17 protein-coding genes and 1 pseudogene are annotated in these 19,241 nt (G+C 35.8%); 15 read left to right on the top strand and 3 right to left on the bottom strand.

Going from position 1 to position 19,241, the window contains the following annotated elements; all coding sequences use genetic code 11:
* The coding region (locus tag AC1DIT_RS14965; RefSeq protein WP_476998266.1) for an AAA family ATPase at positions 1-283 on the bottom strand (283 nt) is incomplete at its 3' end.
* Positions 284-436: 153 nt separating this feature from the next.
* A complete protein-coding gene (locus AC1DIT_RS14970) occupies positions 437-1,966 on the bottom strand; it encodes a cardiolipin synthase (protein WP_016113094.1) in 1,530 nt (509 codons plus the stop codon).
* 63 nt (positions 1,967-2,029) lie between these two features.
* Here AC1DIT_RS14970 and AC1DIT_RS14975 point away from each other — a divergent pair.
* Positions 2,030-2,276: pseudogene (locus tag AC1DIT_RS14975) on the top strand (hypothetical protein).
* Between the two features lie 87 nt (positions 2,277-2,363).
* Positions 2,364-2,639, top strand: coding sequence for a hypothetical protein (locus tag AC1DIT_RS14980; RefSeq protein ID WP_016113096.1), 276 nt, complete (start codon positions 2,364-2,366; stop codon positions 2,637-2,639).
* A gap of 190 nt (positions 2,640-2,829) precedes the next feature.
* Here AC1DIT_RS14980 and AC1DIT_RS14985 read toward each other — a convergent pair whose 3' ends face one another.
* Positions 2,830-4,254, bottom strand: a complete 1,425-nt coding sequence (locus tag AC1DIT_RS14985; RefSeq protein WP_016113097.1) for an amino acid permease — start codon at positions 4,252-4,254, stop codon at positions 2,830-2,832.
* A 455-nt stretch (positions 4,255-4,709) separates the two neighbouring features.
* Between AC1DIT_RS14985 and treR the strand changes: the two genes are divergently transcribed.
* From treR to AC1DIT_RS15050, 13 genes are all read left to right on the top strand, one after another.
* Positions 4,710-5,420 carry a trehalose operon repressor gene (gene treR / locus AC1DIT_RS14990; protein ID WP_033670999.1) on the top strand — a complete coding sequence of 237 codons (711 nt, stop codon included), beginning with the start codon at positions 4,710-4,712 and terminating at the stop codon, positions 5,418-5,420.
* 160 nt (positions 5,421-5,580) lie between these two features.
* A complete protein-coding gene (treP, locus tag AC1DIT_RS14995; RefSeq protein ID WP_016113099.1) occupies positions 5,581-7,008 on the top strand; it encodes a PTS system trehalose-specific EIIBC component in 1,428 nt (475 codons plus the stop codon).
* 13 nt (positions 7,009-7,021) lie between these two features.
* On the top strand, positions 7,022-8,680 hold the full coding sequence (gene treC, locus AC1DIT_RS15000) for an alpha,alpha-phosphotrehalase (protein WP_016113100.1): 1,659 nt from the start codon (positions 7,022-7,024) through the stop codon (positions 8,678-8,680).
* 446 nt (positions 8,681-9,126) lie between these two features.
* On the top strand, positions 9,127-10,098 hold the full coding sequence (locus AC1DIT_RS15005) for a phosphotransferase enzyme family protein (RefSeq protein ID WP_016113101.1): 972 nt from the start codon (positions 9,127-9,129) through the stop codon (positions 10,096-10,098).
* Between the two features lie 164 nt (positions 10,099-10,262).
* Positions 10,263-11,723 (top strand): alanine/glycine:cation symporter family protein, encoded by a 1,461-nt coding sequence (locus tag AC1DIT_RS15010; RefSeq protein ID WP_016113102.1) that lies wholly within the window; start codon positions 10,263-10,265, stop codon positions 11,721-11,723.
* Positions 11,724-11,892: 169 nt separating this feature from the next.
* A complete protein-coding gene (locus AC1DIT_RS15015) occupies positions 11,893-12,621 on the top strand; it encodes an amino acid ABC transporter ATP-binding protein (protein WP_016113103.1) in 729 nt (242 codons plus the stop codon).
* 12 nt (positions 12,622-12,633) lie between these two features.
* Positions 12,634-13,464, top strand: a complete 831-nt coding sequence (locus AC1DIT_RS15020; RefSeq protein WP_016113104.1) for a glutamate ABC transporter substrate-binding protein — start codon at positions 12,634-12,636, stop codon at positions 13,462-13,464.
* Positions 13,465-13,530: 66 nt separating this feature from the next.
* Positions 13,531-14,187 carry an amino acid ABC transporter permease gene (locus tag AC1DIT_RS15025; RefSeq protein ID WP_016113105.1) on the top strand — a complete coding sequence of 219 codons (657 nt, stop codon included), beginning with the start codon at positions 13,531-13,533 and terminating at the stop codon, positions 14,185-14,187.
* The gene (locus tag AC1DIT_RS15030) at positions 14,188-14,832 is read left to right on the top strand and encodes an amino acid ABC transporter permease (RefSeq protein ID WP_016113106.1); all 645 of its coding nucleotides are present in this window, start codon (positions 14,188-14,190) and stop codon (positions 14,830-14,832) included.
* 234 nt (positions 14,833-15,066) lie between these two features.
* Entirely contained in the window at positions 15,067-16,491 is a 1,425-nt protein-coding gene (locus AC1DIT_RS15035; RefSeq protein WP_016113107.1) for an amino acid permease, read from the top strand.
* Positions 16,469-16,849 (top strand): OsmC family protein, encoded by a 381-nt coding sequence (locus AC1DIT_RS15040; RefSeq protein ID WP_016113108.1) that lies wholly within the window; start codon positions 16,469-16,471, stop codon positions 16,847-16,849. Before AC1DIT_RS15035 ends, AC1DIT_RS15040 begins: the two co-directional genes overlap by 23 nt.
* 160 nt (positions 16,850-17,009) lie before the next feature.
* Complete coding sequence (locus AC1DIT_RS15045; protein ID WP_016113109.1) at positions 17,010-17,564, top strand: hypothetical protein; 555 nt, start codon at positions 17,010-17,012, stop codon at positions 17,562-17,564.
* Positions 17,565-17,717: 153 nt separating this feature from the next.
* Positions 17,718-19,160 carry a SulP family inorganic anion transporter gene (locus AC1DIT_RS15050; protein ID WP_016113110.1) on the top strand — a complete coding sequence of 481 codons (1,443 nt, stop codon included), beginning with the start codon at positions 17,718-17,720 and terminating at the stop codon, positions 19,158-19,160.
* Positions 19,161-19,241: the final 81 nt, after the last annotated feature.

A 19,241-nucleotide genomic window follows, 5' to 3' on the forward strand; every position in this document is an offset into this window, starting at 1 on the left:
CATCTAAATCAACCGAACAGTTAATACTGTGCATTGGTTTTTGGAATAARGAAGAWAGAGTTTCTGCAAGGACTGTTTTTCCGCTTCCGGTTGGTCCCTTCAGTAGAATATTTTTACCAAGCAGAAGTGCTGTAATTGCATCTTCAATAATGCTATTATCCGATGCTTTGTACATTTTTGTTCCAATTAAATGTGTATTTTCACCAGCTGCTTGCTTATTTTTGTCGTGAATCGTTGCTAATTGCTGTTTTAAATCAGCATGTATATGAAATTGTTCTAACATGTATTTCCCACCTAACATTATTTTCATAAAGTAAACAATACATCTTATGATAACTTGTTTTAATATGGTATGCAAAGAAAAGGAGAGGAGGAGGAATGTGCCATAATAAAAGAAAAAAAGTAACCAAATTTATTTTGATTACTTTTTTTGTAATTATAATAAAGGTGATATGAGACGCATTAGGGATTCCAGTATACGTTTTCGAATACTTCTTTTTTGAAATGATTTCCATCTAATTTCAGTTGAATGCTTAAAATCTTCTTCAAAATCATGTTTAATATCAAGAACTGTCTTGGATTCATAAAGTACGCTAATGATTTCATAATTTAGTTCAAAGCTGCGGACATCCATATTTGCTGTGCCAATTGTTGCAATTTTATCATCAACAAGTACAATTTTAGCGTGCATAAAACCATCTTTATAGCTGTAAATTGAAGCTCCTGCTTTTAGGAGTGGTGTAAAGTATGATTGAGATGCTTGATCACTAATGATGCTATCACTTTTACCTGGATATAGAATGCGGACATCTATTCCAGCTATTGCACTTAAACGTAGTAATGTTAATGTTTCTTGATCAGGGATGAAGTAGGGTGTTGCAATCCAAATTGATTTCTTGGCAGAACCTATAACAGCAAGTAAAGTATTGCGAATGCTTGTATCATCTGAACTTGGTCCACTTGCTACAATTTGAACAGCACCTTCTGCATGAGAATTTTCTTTACCCGGAAAGTATTTTGTATTCATAAATTGATCCCAAGAATAAGTATTTAAACCACTAGAGGCATAGAGCCAATCCTCTAGAAATATTGCCTGTAATTTGTACAATGCTTTTCCTTCTATTCTTAAGTGGCTATCACGCCAAATTGGGAATTTTTTGGAACGACCAAGATATTCATCGCCAACGTTGAGTCCACCTGTAAAACCAATCTCTCCGTCTACAATGACAATTTTACGATGGTTACGATAATTTACTGTTTCAAGTAGCCATGATGAAAGAATGGGATCAAATTCCACAACCTCAATTCCTGCATCTTTCATGGGCTGTAAGAAACGATTTCGTAATGAATTGCTTCCGAGTCCATCATAAAGAAAGCGTACGGTTACACCGGATTTTGCTTTCTTTATTAATGCATCTCGAATTTTTGTACCGATTTCATCTGCTCGATAAATGTAGTATTGAATATGTATATGATGTGTAGCATTTTCAATAACTTGTATAATGTCTGTAAAGGTTTGATCCCCATTTGTTAAGAGTTTTGTTGTTGTATTATTGGCAACAGGACCACCACCGAATTTTTGTACAACCTGTGTTAAATAAGTAGAGCGCTCACTTAATGAGGAAGTGAATGATAAATCTAGACGCTTTCCTTCTAAAATCTCACGGAATAATTTTCTTTGCTCTTCTGAACGATGTAGATGCTTCTTTCTTCTCCAGCGACTTCGGCCAAAAAGAGAATACAAAAGTACACCGACAACAGGAAGAAGTGCTAATACTAAAAACCATGCTAACGTACTTTGCGGGGAACGGTTTTCAATAAAAATAACGAAGGAAATTCCTACTATTGTGATAGACCATAGTACGCCGACAAAAGTGTATAGTGAGATAATAGATGTATCCATAAGTAACAGAACGATGGATACAAGTGTAAATACAAATAATAATTGAACGATAGGATTTTTCATCTGTATACATTTCACCTATTCTTTCTTAAATATAGGATTCTTATATGGAAGCTGTAATCTAACATTTCTATTATAAAACGTTTTATTTTTTTGTACCAATCTAGACATTTTGCCCATGCCTTCCGCATTTGTCCTACATAAGGTATATTGTTCCATTTTTTGTATAAAAAGGAGTGTGAATGACATGAACGGAGTAAGTCGTCCGTTTGGTGGGTTTGGTTATGGTGGATATGGTTATCCATATTACTCAGATTATCCATACTATACGGATTATCAGGACTATCCTTATTATTCATACAGCACATATTGATGAACGCGGAAGAACAAGTACTCATGTTTTCCTCATTTGTTCTGCGTATAGTAGTAAATAATCAGTATAAAAGGAGATGAAGATAAAATGCATGACATAAGAAATCATGGAGGATATCATCACAATCATCATAGCGGTCATCATCATAGCGGTCATCATCATGGTGGCGGATGGGGAGGAAGCACATTTTTTCCAGGAAGTTTTGCGGGTGGTTTGGTAGGGGGACTTACAGCAGGAGCTTTAACGAGCGGTGGCGGATATTACCCAGCACCATATCCGGTATCCTATCCAGCGCCATATCCAGTATCTTACCCAGCAACCTATCCAGCGCAGTATCCATATCCTCCATATGGGGGATTTTAATAAAAGACGTAGGTAAGCATACAAAAAACTATGGTAAAAAACAGACTATTGCAGTCTGTTTTTTTATTTTTATGAAGTCTATCATATGGAGCAACATAAAAGTAATTAATAATTATTTAGAAATAAAAGAAGCTGTCAGCGAACAATCCAGTGTATTTGGAGGGTTCTCACAGCTTCTTTTGTATTCGTATTAGCTTGCTTTGTTATTTGGTTGTTCTGAAACGGGAGTAGACGAATTTTTCATCAAAATGGGATAAAGAATAAGTCCTAATACAAATAATCCAATTCCTAAGAAAAATGTTTTTAAATCAGCTGTTCCAGTTTTAATAACCCAAAGAGAATATAGAAATGCAAGTACGGTAATGATTCCATCTTTTACTCGAGATCCTGGTGTTATATCGTATGTTTCCCCTGTAACAACTAGTTTTAATTGATACAAGGTAGAAACAAGGTATGGAATTAAATAGGCTAAAGTTGCAACAACAATGGCAAAATTATATGCTTCTGAAACAGTGCCAGAGATTGTTGAAAATAAGAAAATTTGAGTCATAATATTTGTAACAAGCAATGATTTTGAAGGGCTTCCTTTTTTATTTGTTCTTCCAAAAAACTTAGGGAAAAGGCCATTCTTCGCTGCTTGATAAGGTACTTCTGAACTAACAACAATCCACCCTACAGTAGATCCGAATAATGATACAAGTGCAAGTAGTGCCATAATGTAAGCACCTTTATTACCAATTGCTAGGTTTAGTGCATCCACCAATGGTTTTTGTGATTCTTTTAAGGCATCTTGCGGAAGAGCACCCATTGTAAGTAGGGTAATTGCCATGTAAATAAGAAGTGCAATAATTAATCCAAAGATCGTTGCTTTTTTCACATCACGCTGTGATTTTGCGCGATTAGACAGCATAACTGCTGACTCAATTCCTATAAATGCCCAAAGAGTTGCAATAGCAGCAGCATTTACTTGTCCGCCTAATGGAATCGATTTTCCAGCCTCATTCATAAATGTTTGGCCATCACCAAAATTAGAGGCGTTAAAAATAAATAATGTAATGACGATGAACATTGTAAATCCGATAATCTTTGCAATCGTTGCAAGGAGATTCATGTTGCCCGCTCTATCGATGTTTTGAGAAAGGATATATTGAATTCCCCATAGCATGATGCTACATATAGCAAATGTTAAACCTTTTCCAAGTTCTAGTGAAAACCCGTTTAGTGAAAAAAGAACTTGCTTACTTTGTAAAACTGGGAAGAATGTAGACAAATATCCTGCAAATGAAATAATAACAGAAGCTGTTGCAGCCCAGTTAGCAGCCCAATATCCCCATGCCATACTATATCCAGCAACTTTACCTGCCTTTTGAGAGGTAAACATTGCTTGTGCGTAACTTTGTGGGCCAGCTTTTAACTCCGGTTTACGCACTGCAAGGTTTCCAAATACAAGTGCAATCATAAATACACCAAGTCCTGTAATCGTCCATGCAAGTGTCGATCCCATCGGACCTGATATTCGCGCTAAATTTGCTGGGAGCATAAATACGCCACCGCCAACCATATTTCCCACAACAAATGCTGTTAAAATCCATAAACCCCATTTTTTCGTTTCCATGTTTGTCTATCTCCTTTGTAGTAGTTTTGCTTATTCATCATCTTTTTACTAACGTTTTTTGAAAATAAAAAAGAGCCATGTAGATAAAAAATACCTACATGGCTCTTTGCCAAAGCGTAGGTACAATGGGAATAACCCTTGTACCTACGCGTGAATTTTTCCGCTAGGTTTCAAGGGTTTACGTATGATGATGATGTTTTTGTGCAAATGTAACTACAGTTGTATTATTTGTAAGCATAGTTCTTTGCTCCCTTTCTCCTCTGATTTTGAAGTTAGTATACTACATGTTTTTTAGAATGAAAAGAAAAATATGAAAAAAATTTATAAAAATGCGGATTGATGATTAAATATTTATATAGATATTTCTTGTACTGGAAAATAAGTGAGAGATTGGAATGATTTTATGTCATGCTATAATACAAGTAGAAATAGAAGGTGACAAGGGGTTATTCAAAATGATGAGTAAGTATGAACAAATCTATACGGAGATAAGTGATTCAATTGATAATCGTAAATTAAAAGAGGGATGTAAAATCCCATCTGAAACAGAATTGATGAAGCAGTATGAAGCAAGTAGAGGGACGGTAAGGAAAGCAGTCGATTTATTACAGGAACGTGGATATGTACAGAAAATACATGGCAAAGGCGTTTTTGTTTTAAAGCGAAAAAATATTGAATTTAACTTTGGTGGTATTGTGAGTTTTCAAGAGGAAAATGAACGTTTAGGGCGCCAATGTATAACAAGTGTTGTAGAGATGGAACAATTTTTAGTACTGAAAGAAATAGCTAAATTATTAAATGTAAAGACGAAAACGAAGGTAGATCATATTAAACGTGTTCGAAATATTGATGGGGAAAACGTGATTCTAGATGTAAACTATTTCGTATCTGAACATATTCCTGGATTAACGAAAGAAATTGCTGAGAAATCGATTTATAAATACATTGAGAAGGAATTAGGATTACATATTAGTTATGCACAGCGTGTTATTGAAGTGCAACCTTGTACAGATGATGATCGGAATTATTTGGATTTGAATGGAACAGATTATGTTGTTGTTGTAAAAAACTTTACGCATCTTTATGATGGTAGTCAATTTGAATATACAGAATCACGTCACCGTTTAGATATTTTTCATTTTTCTGATGTGGCGCGGAGAAAATAAAGAGATGAAACAGTGCAGTGTTTCATCTCTTTATTTTGTATATTTTGAGACCAAATGAAAAAAATTCCACCAACTCGTATATACGAGTGTTGACTAACTTATATATACCAGTTAATATGTATTTGTAAACGGTATCAAAAAAAGAAAAGAGGGACGGAATATGGGGAAGGATTATCGTAAGACAGCAGAAGAAGTGCTGCAATATATTGGTGGGAAAGAAAATATTGAACAAGCAGCGCACTGTGTAACAAGACTACGCATCGCTTTGAAGGATGAAAGTAAAATAGATAGCGAAAAACTGCAAGCGGTTTCTTTAGTGAAAGGTGCGTTTCATAACGCTGGGGTATTTCAAATCGTTATTGGTCCAGGAGATGTAGATCGTGTATACGCTGAATTGATAACGCTTGCAGGTATGGAAGAATCCACGGTAGCAGATGTAAAAGATTCAGGGAATCAAAAATTGAATCCGCTTCAAAAGTTTGTCAAAGTATTTTCTGACGTATTTATGCCGATTTTACCGGCGATTATAACAGCTGGTTTATTAATGGGAATTAATAACTTATTAGGTGCAAAGGATTTATTTTTTGATGGCAAAAATTTATTAGAAGTATACCCAAACTTAGGGGGACTGTGGGATTTAATTAATATGATGGCCAATACGGCATTCGTATTCTTACCAGCACTTGTTGGCTGGTCGGCAACGAAACGTTTTGGCGGCAGTCCGATACTTGGGATTGTTATGGGACTTATGTTAGTACATCCTGATTTATTAAATGCATGGAATTATGGAAAAGCAGCTGCAGGGCTAGATGGACAAAAAATTGAGTACTTCAATATTTTAGGATTGTTCCAAATTGAAAAAGTAGGCTATCAAGGACAAATTTTACCGATTTTAGTAGCGGCATTTGTCTTAAGTAAAGTTGAGATTTTCCTTAAGAAACGTGTACCAAATGCGATTCAATTATTAGTTGTTCCGATTACAACAATTGTTGTAACTGGTGTATTAGCGTTAGGAGTTATTGGTCCAATTACACGTCATATCGGTGATTTATTAACAGCTGGTTTAGTTGGTGTATACGAAACAGTTCCTGCTTTGGGAGCAGTATTATTTGGCGCATTGTATGCACCGTTAGTCATTACGGGGATGCATCATATGTTTATTGCGATTGATTTACAGTTAATTTCGCAAAGTGGTGGTACATTTATTTGGCCAATGATTGCACTTTCTAACATTGCRCAAGGTAGTGCRGCRCTWGCRATGTTYTGGATTTCYAAAAATCAAAATGATAAAAGTATGGCGTCTACATCAGCAATTTCGGCGTACTTCGGTATTACGGAGCCAGCGATGTTTGGTGTAAACTTACGAAATAAATTTCCGTTTTATGCAGCTATTACGGGATCGGCGATTGCAGCAGTGTTTATCACGTTAAATGGTGTATTAGCGCCAGCTATCGGAATTGGCGGGTTACCAGCATTTATTTCTATCATTCCGAAATCGATTCCAATGTTTGTTGTTGGTATGGTAATTGCGGTAGTGGTTCCATTTGTTTTAACATGGTTATTTGCAAAACGAGTAAAACAGAAGTAGGAGGCAGTTTAGTATGAAAGATTGGCATAAAAGCGTTGTCTATCAAATTTATCCGAAAAGCTTTAATAGTTACTACAACACAGAGACCGGTGACATAAAAGGGGTCACAGAGAAACTAGATTATTTAAAAGAACTCGGAGTGGATTACATTTGGTTAACACCGGTATACCAATCACCGCAAAATGATAATGGCTATGATGTAAGTGATTATTATTCTATTGATCCGTCTTATGGAACGATGGAGGAATTTGAAGAGCTACTAGCAGAAGCGAAAAAACGTGAGATTGATATTATGCTGGATATCGTTGTAAATCATAGTTCAACAGAGCATAAATGGTTCAAAGAGGCAAGCGGAGATAAAAATAGCCCGTACCGTGATTTTTATATATGGCGCGATGAAAAGAATAATTGGCAATCTAAATTTGGCGGTTCTGCTTGGGAATATGACGAAAAGACAGGGCAATATTATTTACATCTATTTGATAAAACGCAAGCTGATTTAAATTGGGAAAATGAACAGCTACGAAAAGAAGTATACGACATGATGCGTTTTTGGCTTGAAAAAGGTGTTAGAGGATTCAGGCTGGATGTCATTAACCTAATTTCAAAAGAACAGCATTTTTTAGATGATGAAGGAACATCGGCTACAAGTGATGGACGTAAATATTATACAGATGGACCACGTGTTCATGAATATTTACAAGAGATGAACCATGAAGTATTTGCCGAAAAAGATGTCATTACAGTTGGAGAAATGTCATCGACGACAATCGATAATTGTATTAAATACTCAAATCCAGAGCGCAGTGAATTAAGTATGACATTTAGTTTTCATCATTTAAAAGTAGACTACCCAAATGGTGACAAGTGGACGAAAGCGGATTTTGATTTTGTGAAATTAAAAGAACTCATGTCGAAGTGGCAAACCGAGATGCAAGAGGGTGGGGGCTGGAATGCATTATTTTGGTGTAATCATGATCAACCACGTATTGTTTCTCGCTTTGGTGATGATAAACGGTACCGAAATGAATCTGCAAAAATGTTAGGAACAGCGCTGCATATGTTACAGGGGACACCTTATATTTATCAAGGTGAAGAAATTGGGATGACGAATCCGGACTTTGATGATATTAGTAAGTATCGCGACGTAGAATCTTTAAATATTTATGAAATGAAGTGGGGAGAAGGGATGTCAAATGAAGGAATCATTGGTATCCTACAGCAAAAATCTCGTGATAATTCGCGGACACCTATGCAGTGGAATGAAGAAGAAAATGCGGGATTTACAACAAATACACCTTGGATTTCAGTTGCAGATAATTATAAAAAAGTTAATGTAAAAAAGGCGCTTGAAGATAAACAATCTATTTTCTATCACTATAAAAGGCTAATTAAACTTAGAAAGAAATACGATGTCATTACAAAGGGTAAATATGAAATTATAGATGTAAATCACCCTAATATTTGGGCGTATACACGCACGTTAGATAATGAAGTATTGTTGGTTGTAAATAATTTTTATGGGGAAACACTCACATATTCCGTACCAGATGTTCAGTTAACTGGAATGAAGCAAGAAATATTAATATCAAATTATGAGGATTTAAGTGAAGATATTAGAAACCTTGTACTTAGACCGTATGAATCCATTGTGTATCGACTTACTAAATGATTGAAAAAAGAGGTTGTATGCCCAGAGCATACAACCTCTTTTTAATTTAAAATACCGCTATATAACATTTTTATTTTTACTTCAGGAGTAAATTTCACCATTCATATATACCTTTTGTACTATAAAGGTTACGTCCGATGGTATGTACAATTACACCATTTGATGAATAGGAAGTTTATGAAAGGCGATTTATGCTAGTATTGTGTCTTGCCTTTTTAGGTGTAGTACATAACCGGTGATTGGCTAGTGGAAGTTCTTCCATTTTACCAGTGCCGGTTTTTTGTTGGATAATAGAGGAAATATATTTTCTACAAGAAAGAAGGGACTGTTTTGAAAGATGTAGATTCTATTTCTAGGTAGCGGCAGAGTTTTTTAATTATATTCATAGAAGTATTTTCCATATTTATGGCGAATTAAATGTAGAGATACATAAAGGAGGGCTACATATGGAAATAGCTGTAGAACGAGTTTTTACCAATAAAATTCTAGAAGAAGCTGCAAGAAGATTTAATGTTACAGTTGAAGAAAATCCGCTTGGTGATTTTGAAAATTATATTTTTCATGCAAAGGATGAAAGTGGAGTATCTTACGTATTAAGATTAACGCATTCTTCTCATCGATCTGAAAAACAAGTGGAAGCAGAATTAGACTTTTTACAGTATCTCAAAGAGCATGGGGCTAAGATTGCTGGACCATATTATTCAGAATCTAGAAAACTTGTAGAAGGAATACGAACAGTAGATGGAACTTTCTTTTACGCTTCTTTATTTGCATATGCTAAAGGAGAACGAGTAAAAGGAGATACATCGATTTATTGGGAAAACGAACTTTTTGAGGCATGGGGAAAAGCGATTGGTCAACTTCATCGTCTTACAATTGATTATCCAAAAACGGAATATCGAGATACGTGGGAAGTAGAAGAAAAAGCAATTATTGATGAGCTAGATGACGAAAAGGTGCAAAATATAGCTTATATATTAATGGAAGAGATAAAGGCCCTTCCAATGGAAAAAAGAACGTTTGGTCTTATGCATGGTGATATTCATCAAGGGAATTTTCATTATGATGGGAAAGAGTTAACGATTTTTGATTTTGATGACGCGACTTATAATTACTTTATTCACGATTTGGCGATGGTTATCTATTATTCCGTTCTTTCAACCGCATGGACTGAACAAGAGAAAACATTGTTTGCACGTAAACAACTGCAAGTACTACGAAAAGGTTACGAGTTAGAACATCAATTAGAGGAAAGTTGGTATGAATCGCTACCACTATTTTTGCGACTTCGTGATATTGGTTTGTATGGTACGATTCAGAAAAAATTCAAAGGAAAAGAAATGCCAGTACATTTTCAAAAACTAGCAGATGCCATTTATGTAAGAATTATAAAGCAGGAAGTAATTGTGAATATATAATACACATGCAACGTAACAAAGTATATAACTCGAATATATACTTTGTTTTTTTATACAAAAATATGTTTGTTTTATCAAAATAATATTGTCATAGACTTTAGATACCTTTATAATTTTCATATATTCTGAATATTCTTTATAAAATGAAAAGGAGGGGGAATAGATTGGAAGCTTTCGTTACTTGGCTAAATAATATTGTATGGAGTCCCGCACTTGTTTATCTATGTTTAGGAGTAGGTTTATATTTTTCAATTCGAACGAGATTTTTACAAGTTAGGCATGTAGGTGAAATGGTGAGACTTACATTTCAAGGAGAAAAATCAGAAGCAGGTGTTTCTTCTTTCCAAGCGTTAGCACTTTCTTTATCTGGGCGCGTTGGAACAGGGAATATTGCTGGTGTAGCAACAGCGGTTGCATTTGGTGGTCCGGGAGCTGTCTTTTGGATGTGGGCTGTAGCATTTTTAGGGGCAGGATCTGCTTATGTGGAATCGACACTTGCTCAAATATACAAGACGAAGCATCAAGGCCAATTCCGCGGTGGCCCGGCTTACTATATTGAAAAGGGATTAGGGGTTAAGTGGTATGCACTCGTGTTTGTCGCTGCGACCATTCTTGCAACAGGAATGTTACTCCCAGGTGTGCAAGCGAATAGTATTGCTTTGAGTTTGGAAACAGCTTTTGGTATTAATCCATCTGTATCAGGAGCAGTATTAGTTGTTGTATTAGCACTTATTATTTTTGGTGGGGTTAAGCGTATTGTTAACGTAGCACAGGTTGTTGTGCCATTTATGGCGGTTGGATATATACTTGTTGCTTGCGTAATTGTGTTTATGAATATTGAAAAGTTGCCTGAAGCATTTATGTTAATTATAAAAAGTGCATTTGCATTAGAAGCTGCTTTTGGAGGAATTATCGGTTTAGCAATTTCTTGGGGAGTAAAACGTGGTATTTATTCGAATGAAGCTGGTCAAGGAACTGGGCCACATGCTGCTGCTGCTGCTGAAGTATCTCATCCAGCAAAGCAAGGCCTTGTGCAAGCATTTTCCGTTTACATTGATACATTATTTGTTTGTTCAGCAACAGCATTTATGATGATTATTACAGGCATGTATAACGTATTTGATGCAAGCGGAAAAAATTTCATTGTAAATAAATTGAATGGTGCAGAACCAGGACCAGGGTACACACAGGCAGCAGTTGAATCTGTATTCCCTGGATTTGGAAACGGTTTCGTTGCAATTTCCCTATTATTCTTTGCTTTTACAACAATTATGGCGTATTACTACATTGCAGAAACGAATATTACTTATTTAAATCGTGATAAAGATCGTCCATGGATGTCAATTGTTTTAAAAATTGTTTTCTTAGGCGTTGTATTTTACGGATGTGTCAAAACAGCAGCAACTGCTTGGGCTCTTGGTGATATCGGTGTAGGGATTATGGCATGGGTCAATATCATTGCAATCTTACTTTTACAAAAACCGGCACTGCTAGCACTGAAAGACTATGAAAAGCAGAAAAAAGAAGGGAAAGATCCTGTATTTGATCCAAAGGAGCTAGGAATCAAAAATGCTGATTTTTGGGAGCATGAATACGGAAAAGATAAGAAAGAAGAAGTGTCATAATAAGGTACTTGTAGAACAATAACGGACAGTATATCTGCTCGTTATTGTTCAAATAATGGGAATTTCTATCTGCATGGCCGAATAAAATTTGAAGCAGAGAAATTTCACTTTATAAATAATCGCCCCAAGTTAAAATACGGTAGAAATAGAGAAGAAAGGAGGAAGAGAATTGATTGCCTTTCGTAATGTAAATAAGTTTTATGGTAGCTTTCAAGTCTTAAAAAATATTAATTTACAAGTTCAAAAAGGTGAAGTAGTTGTAATTGTTGGACCATCAGGGTCTGGAAAAAGTACATTGCTCCGCTGCATTAACCAATTGGAAACAATTACAGAAGGAGAATTAGTCGTACAAGATGTGGAAGTACATAATCGGAAAACAGATATGAATCAATTACGCCGAAATATTGGAATGGTATTTCAGCATTTTTATTTATATCCACACAAAACAGTGCTCCAAAATATTACACTTGCACCGATAAAAGTAAATAATATCTCAAAAGAAGAAGCGGAAAAAACAGCAATGTATTATTTGGGAAAAGTAGGGATTCCAGAGAAAGCGAATGTGTATCCGCAGCAACTATCTGGAGGACAACAGCAACGGGTAGCAATCGCAAGGGGATTAGCAATGAAACCAGAAATTATGTTATTCGATGAGCCAACTTCTGCACTTGATCCAGAAATGATTGGTGAAGTGCTCGATGTTATGAAAACCTTAGCAAAGGAAGGGATGACGATGGTTGTCGTGACACATGAAATGGGATTTGCACGTGAAGTAGCAGATCGTATTATATTCATGGATGAAGGACAAATCATTGAAGATACAAAGCCAGTGAACTTCTTTGCAAACCCAGAGCAAGAAAGAGCACGATTATTTTTAAGTCGAGTGTTAAACCATTAGAGGAGGGGTTTTATGTTTAAGATGAAGAAACTGTTCGTTTTAATTGTATTTTCATGTTTATTTACTCTGATCGTAGCAGGTTGCGGGAAGGAAACGTCCAAAGAAGTTTCTAAAGAAACTTCGGGCGGAAAAGTGGTAGATCAAATTAAAAAGCGTGGGAAATTAGTAGTCGGAGTTAAGAATGATACAAACTTATTTGGATTGAAAGACCCTGCAACAGGGAAGGTAGAAGGGTTTGATGTTGACATAGCCAAAGCGCTTGCGAAAAAAATTCTAGGGGACGAGAGTAAAGTAGAATTAAAAGAAGTGACGTCTAAAACACGTATTCCAATGTTGAAAAACGGCGATATTGATACGATTATCGCAACGATGACAATTACAGAAGATCGTAAAAAAGAAGTTGATTTTTCAGATGTATATTTTAAAGCAGGACAGTCGTTACTTGTGAAAAAAGGGAGCAAAATCAAGAGTATTGATGATGTGAAAAGCGGTGTGACAGTATTGGCGGTAAAAGGATCAACTTCTACCCAAAATATTCGTAAAAAATCACCAGAAGCAAAGGTGCTAGAATTTGAAAATTATAGTGAAGCATTTACAGCATTAAAAGCAGGGAAAGGTGATGTCCTTACAACAGATAATGCGATTTTATACGGTATGGCAAAACAAGATACAAATTATCAAGTTGTTGGAAAAATTTTCACGGATGAACCGTATGGAATTGCTGTTCAAAAAGGAGCAACAGATTTAACAAAGGTAATTAATGATTTGTTAAAAGAGATGAAAGCAAATGGAGAATACGATAAATTATATGAAAAATGGATTGGTGAAAAGCCAGAGAAGTAAAGTATAGAAAGAGTAAGAGGATGAGAGATACTCATCCTCTTCTTGTAAAGAAAGAGGGGGGAGCATTTGCCTGATTTTTCTATTCTTACAAACAATCTTGATTTGTATCTAGAAGGATTTAAATATACAGTGATGTCCAGCATTGTTGCACTGATTGGGAGTTTCATTCTTGGTACGATTATGGCAGTGATGCGAATTGCACCCATTCGAGTTTTGAATTGGTTTGGCGCAGCTTATGTAGAATTCATTCGAAATATTCCACTTGTTTTAATTGCGTTTATATTTTATTTTGCTTTTCCGGTAATGGGTGTTACATTAAATGGTTTTATTGCTGGTACGGCTGCACTTACAATCTATACAGCCGCATTTATTGCAGAAGCAATTCGAGCTGGAATCTTGTCAGTTCCGAAAGGACAGATGGAAGCAGCACGTTCTTCTGGCTTAACGTACGTGCAAGCGATGTATTATATCGTTTTACCACAAGCTATTAAAATAGTAATTCCGCCATTAGGTAATCAATTTCTCAATTTAGTAAAGAACTCATCTATCCTTGGCATTATTGCTGGAGCAGATTTGATGTATCAAGGGGATTTGATTTCAACAAGAACATTTGTTACATTTGATGTATATATATTTGTTGGTATGTTTTATTTACTATTGACTGTACCGCTTAGTATGCTTGTGCGTTATTTTGAGAAACGCTTAGCGAAAGGAGCGGTGTAAATGGATTTTCGAGGTGCTTATACAGGCGATCATATTTTATTTTTATTAAAAGGGCTACTTGTTACATTAGAAATAGCTGTTGTAGCGATTTTACTTAGTTTTATTATTGGTAGTATAGTGGGAACTTTACGATATGCAAAAATACCAGTCGTATCACAGTTACTAGCTTTTATCGTTGAAATTATTCGAAATTTACCACTGCTTTTAATCATCTTCTTTACATATTTTGCACTCCCAGAAGCTGGGCTGAAATTAGAGATTACAACGGCAGCAATTGTTGCTTTAACGATATTTGAAGCAGCGATGATATCAGAAATTGTTCGCAGTGGTTTATTATCGATTGAAAAAGGACAAATTGAAGCAGCGCGCGCGTCTGGATTATCATATATACAAGCACTTTGGCATATTATTTTACCGCAAGCATTGAGACGAATGGTACCACCGCTCGTCAGTCAATTTATCTCGTTATTAAAAGATACGTCACTAGCGGTTGTTATCTCCTTGCCAGAACTCATGCATAATGCCCAAATTATTAATGGACAAAACGTAAACTATATGATTCCTACATTACTACTTGTTGCTTGTATGTATTTTGTTGTCAACTACAGTTTATCACTTGTATCTAGGAAATTAGAAAGCCGTTAACTCTTACATGAAATAAGATGTGAGAGTTTTTTTATGTTTTTTACATAGTTTAAAAGTTGGGATTTGGAAGATATTCGTTTTTTTTAGTAGTGTAATTGTAAGGTAGATGAAAAAACATTATATTTTATCAGAAAAGTTTTAATTTTATATAGAAATTGTAACCGCTTTCGTGTATATTTTTATTATCAGAAAATTTTAAAAAGAGATAGAGGGTAGTTGTAGGGGAGGATTACGATGCAGCAAACAACAAATGAGAAATTACATCGTACGATGAAGAGTAGACATTTATTTATGATTGCACTTGGAGGTGTAATCGGAACAGGTTTTTTTCTTGGATCAGGATATACCATTAACCAAGCAGGACCAGGAGGAGCGATCCTTTCTTATTTAGTCGGTGGATTTATTATGTATTTAACAATGCTTTGCCTTGGTGAGCTAACGGTGGCGATGCCGGTTTCTGGTTCTTTCCAAAAATATGCGACAAAGTTTATCGGTCCAGGAACAGGATTTATGATTGGATGGCTTTATTGGCTTGGATGGGCAGTTACAGTTGGTTTAGAGTTAACGTCTATCGGCTTAATGATGAAAAGATGGTTTCCAACTGTAGATGTTTGGGTATGGTGTCTTGTATTTGGAGTTATTTTATATATGTCAAATGCTATCTCAGCAAAGAGTTATGCTGAATTAGAATTTTGGTTCTCAAGTATTAAAGTAATTACAATTATTGCATTTGTTGTTCTTGGTGGTAGTGCGTTATTTGGTTTTTTACCGTATGACGGAAAAGAAGCAACGCCTCTTTTTTCTAACTTTGTGAGCGATGGTGGATTATTCCCGAATGGGCTGGCTGCTGTGCTTCTTACAATGATTACAGTTAATTTTTCCTTCCAAGGAACAGAGTTAATAGGGATTGCAGCAGGAGAGAGTCAAGAACCGGAAAAAACAATCCCACGTGCAATTCGTAATACAGTATGGCGCATTATGTTGTTCTTTATTTTAACAATGACRATTTTAGTAGGKTTAATTTCATGGAAAGATGCAGGGATTATTGAAAGCCCATTCGTTGTTGTATTTGATAAGATCGGTATTCCATATGCAGCAGATATTATGAACTTCGTTATTATCACTGCGTTATTATCTGTAGCAAATTCAGGATTATATGCGGCGACGCGTATACTATGGTCACTTGCAAATGAAGGAATGGCACCAACTTCCTTCAAAAAGGTAAATAAACGCGGTATTCCGATTACGGCATTAGTAGTTACAATTGCAGTAGCGGCATTATCTTTACTAACAAGCTTTTTGGCAGAGGATACAGTATATATTTACTTATTATCTGTTGCTGGTTTATCTGCAGTTGCAAGTTGGATTATCATTGCTTTATCACAACTTCGATTTAGAAGTCAGTATGTAAAGCAAGGCGGGAAAGTAGAAGATTTAAAATATAGAACACCGTTATATCCAATTGTTCCTATTTTAGCGTTAATTACAAACAGCATTGTTGTTATTAGTTTAGCATTCATTCCAGAACAGCGTATGGCGCTATATTGCGGCATTCCATTTATCATTTTCTGTTACGTGTATTATTATATAAATAAGAAGCGGCAGCAAATTACGAAAGTGGAGTTGGGAACAACGTATGAAACTAACAATCAAGCATGATGATATGGAGGCAGAACTTTCACATGGTCAATTGTCTATTGGAAAAGAAAGTGGATATACACCGTTAGAGTTATTCGTTTCCTCTATTGCAGGGTGCAGTGCAATTGTATTTCGGACAATTTTAGAAAAGAAGCGTATTACATACGATACGTTTACAATTGAAACTGAAATTGGAAGAAGCGAAGTTTTACCGAGGCCGGTAGAAAGCCTTCATTTGCACTATAAAATAAAAGCAGAAGGAATTACACAGGTACAGTTAGAAAAAGCGTTAGAGCTTGCGGTGAAGAATTGTACGATTGTTCAATCTGTGAAGGATAGTATAAAAATTACGGAAACAATTGAGTTAATTGGTGAATAAACTTTTGTAGAGAAAATAATGTGCGAAAAAGCTTAAGAGAAATTCTCTTAAGCTTTTTCACATACTGATTGGCAATGACATAGTAAAGCAAGAACCTTGATATACTTCACTTTTCGGTAAAGTATATAGGCTTAAACGTGACGAATATGGAGGCGGTATAGTGAAAAAAGCAGCTCAATTTTTGAGTATGACAATAGTTGCTGCACTTGGACTTGCGGCGTGTGGGCAAGCGAGTACGGAACAAAAAAAGAATGAAGATACAAAAGAAAGGAAGAGTGAGCACCAGAAAGATATGAAGATGGATCATGGAGCGATGGCACAGAAAGGAATGAATGCAGGAGCATCTAATGATTTATTAACAACAAGTTTAAAAAATATAACAAGGTTAAATACGAATGATACCGTTCAAATGGCAATATTAACATCACAAACAATATGGCCAGCGACTCACAAAGAGAACCAACTAGGGCACGGCGTATCATTTGTTTCAACAGAAACTCTCGATTTAGCAATTGCTGGAGCGCCGTTTTCACAGCCAGTATATGATTTATTAGCTACGATTCAACCAAAATTTAAAGATGATCCAACGCTCGGGCCATATAACCACGGTTTCCTATTAGGAAATACAGAGAATATCTCGTTTGAAACGCAAGGAATACTTGACGAGAAGTTAGAGATTGTTCAAGAAAGTGGTGGGGGACACGGTGGACATTAAGAGAAAAGACGTTGCATGATGCAGCGTCTTTTGTATTTGGGAAAGTTTTTCATAGAAAAAAATCTGACATTCGTTATATAATAGCACTCGTGCAATCGGCCCGATTTTCTTACGGAGAAAATCAAAAAATAAGAAAAGTAGAGGAGTGTTATCTTGTTACAAACTATAAAAACTGAATGGTTTTCCAATGTGAAGGGGGATGTGTTATCAGGTATTGTCGTCGCATTAGCTTTAATTCCTGAAGCAATTGCTTTTTCGGTTATTGCAGGGGTAGATCCAATGGTTGGATTATACGCTGCTTTTTGTATTGCTGTGACAATTGCATTTGTTGGCGGAAGGCCGGGAATGATTTCTGCTGCAACAGGGGCGATGGCATTGTTAATGGTGACAATTGTAAAAGATTATGGCTTGCAGTATTTGTTTGCTACAACAATTTTAACCGGTGTTGTTCAAATTATCTTTGGAGTGTTAAAGCTAAGTTCATTTATGAAATTTGTTCCGCGTTCTGTTATGAGTGGATTTGTAAATTCGTTAGGAATTTTAGTTTTTACAGCACAATTGCCACACTTTCAAGGTGCAAACTGGCAGATGTATGCGTTAGTAGCATTAGGACTCGCAATCATTTATCTATTTCCACGTATTACAACAGCAGTGCCTTCTACACTTATTGCTATTATTGTCGTGACAAGTATTGCGCTGCTAGGCGGTTTTCAATTACGTACAGTTGGTGATATGGGAAGTTTACCAACTGAATTACCGTTTTTCAGTATTCCAGATGTGCCATTTACATTAGAAACATTAGCTATTATTTTACCGTATTCGATTATGTTAGCTGTTATAGGTTTACTAGAATCACTATTAACAGTATCTCTTTTAGATGATATGACAGATACACCTAGCAATAAGCATAAAGAGGCGCGTGGACAAGGAATTTCCAATATTGTTGCTGGTTTCTTTGGTGGAATGGCAGGGTGTGCAATGATTGGACAATCTATTATTAATATGAAATCCGGTGGTCGTGGTCGCTTATCAACATTTGTAGCAGGTGGATTTTTAATTGTATTGCTCTTCGTTCTCGGTGACTATGTTGTCAATATCCCAATGGCAGCATTAGTTGCAGTTATGATTATGGTTGCTATCGGGACATTTGATTGGAACTCTGTATTTACTCTTCATAAAGTTCCGAAAGGCGATGCATTTGTTATGATTGTAACAGTTGCAATTGTTCTTGTTACACATAATCTAGCTCTTGGTGTTATGATTGGTACAGTAATAAGTGCGGTTTTATTTGCATTCAACATGGCAAAGATTCACGTGAAACATTCTTATGTTGGTGAGAAAAAAGTATATGCCATTCATGGACAACTCTTTTTTGCATCTACTACAGAATTCATAAATGCATTTCAGTTTAAAGAAGATGTAAAGGAAATAGAAATTAACTTCACACATGCACATGTATGGGATGATTCAGCTGTAGGCGCAGTTGATAAAGTTGTGATGAAGTATGAGCGAAATGGTGTAAAAGTAAAGATAACGGGATTAAATGAGTGTAGTTCAGAGCTTGTTACAAAATTGGCGAAACAAGCTGTTCGTTAAATAGGAAGCACCTTTTCTGAGGACCGAAAGGGTTCTTTTTGTATTATAATACGAGTATGATGATGAAAGGGGCTTCAGCAT

Source organism: Bacillus sp. 05T22 (assembly GCF_056396765.1).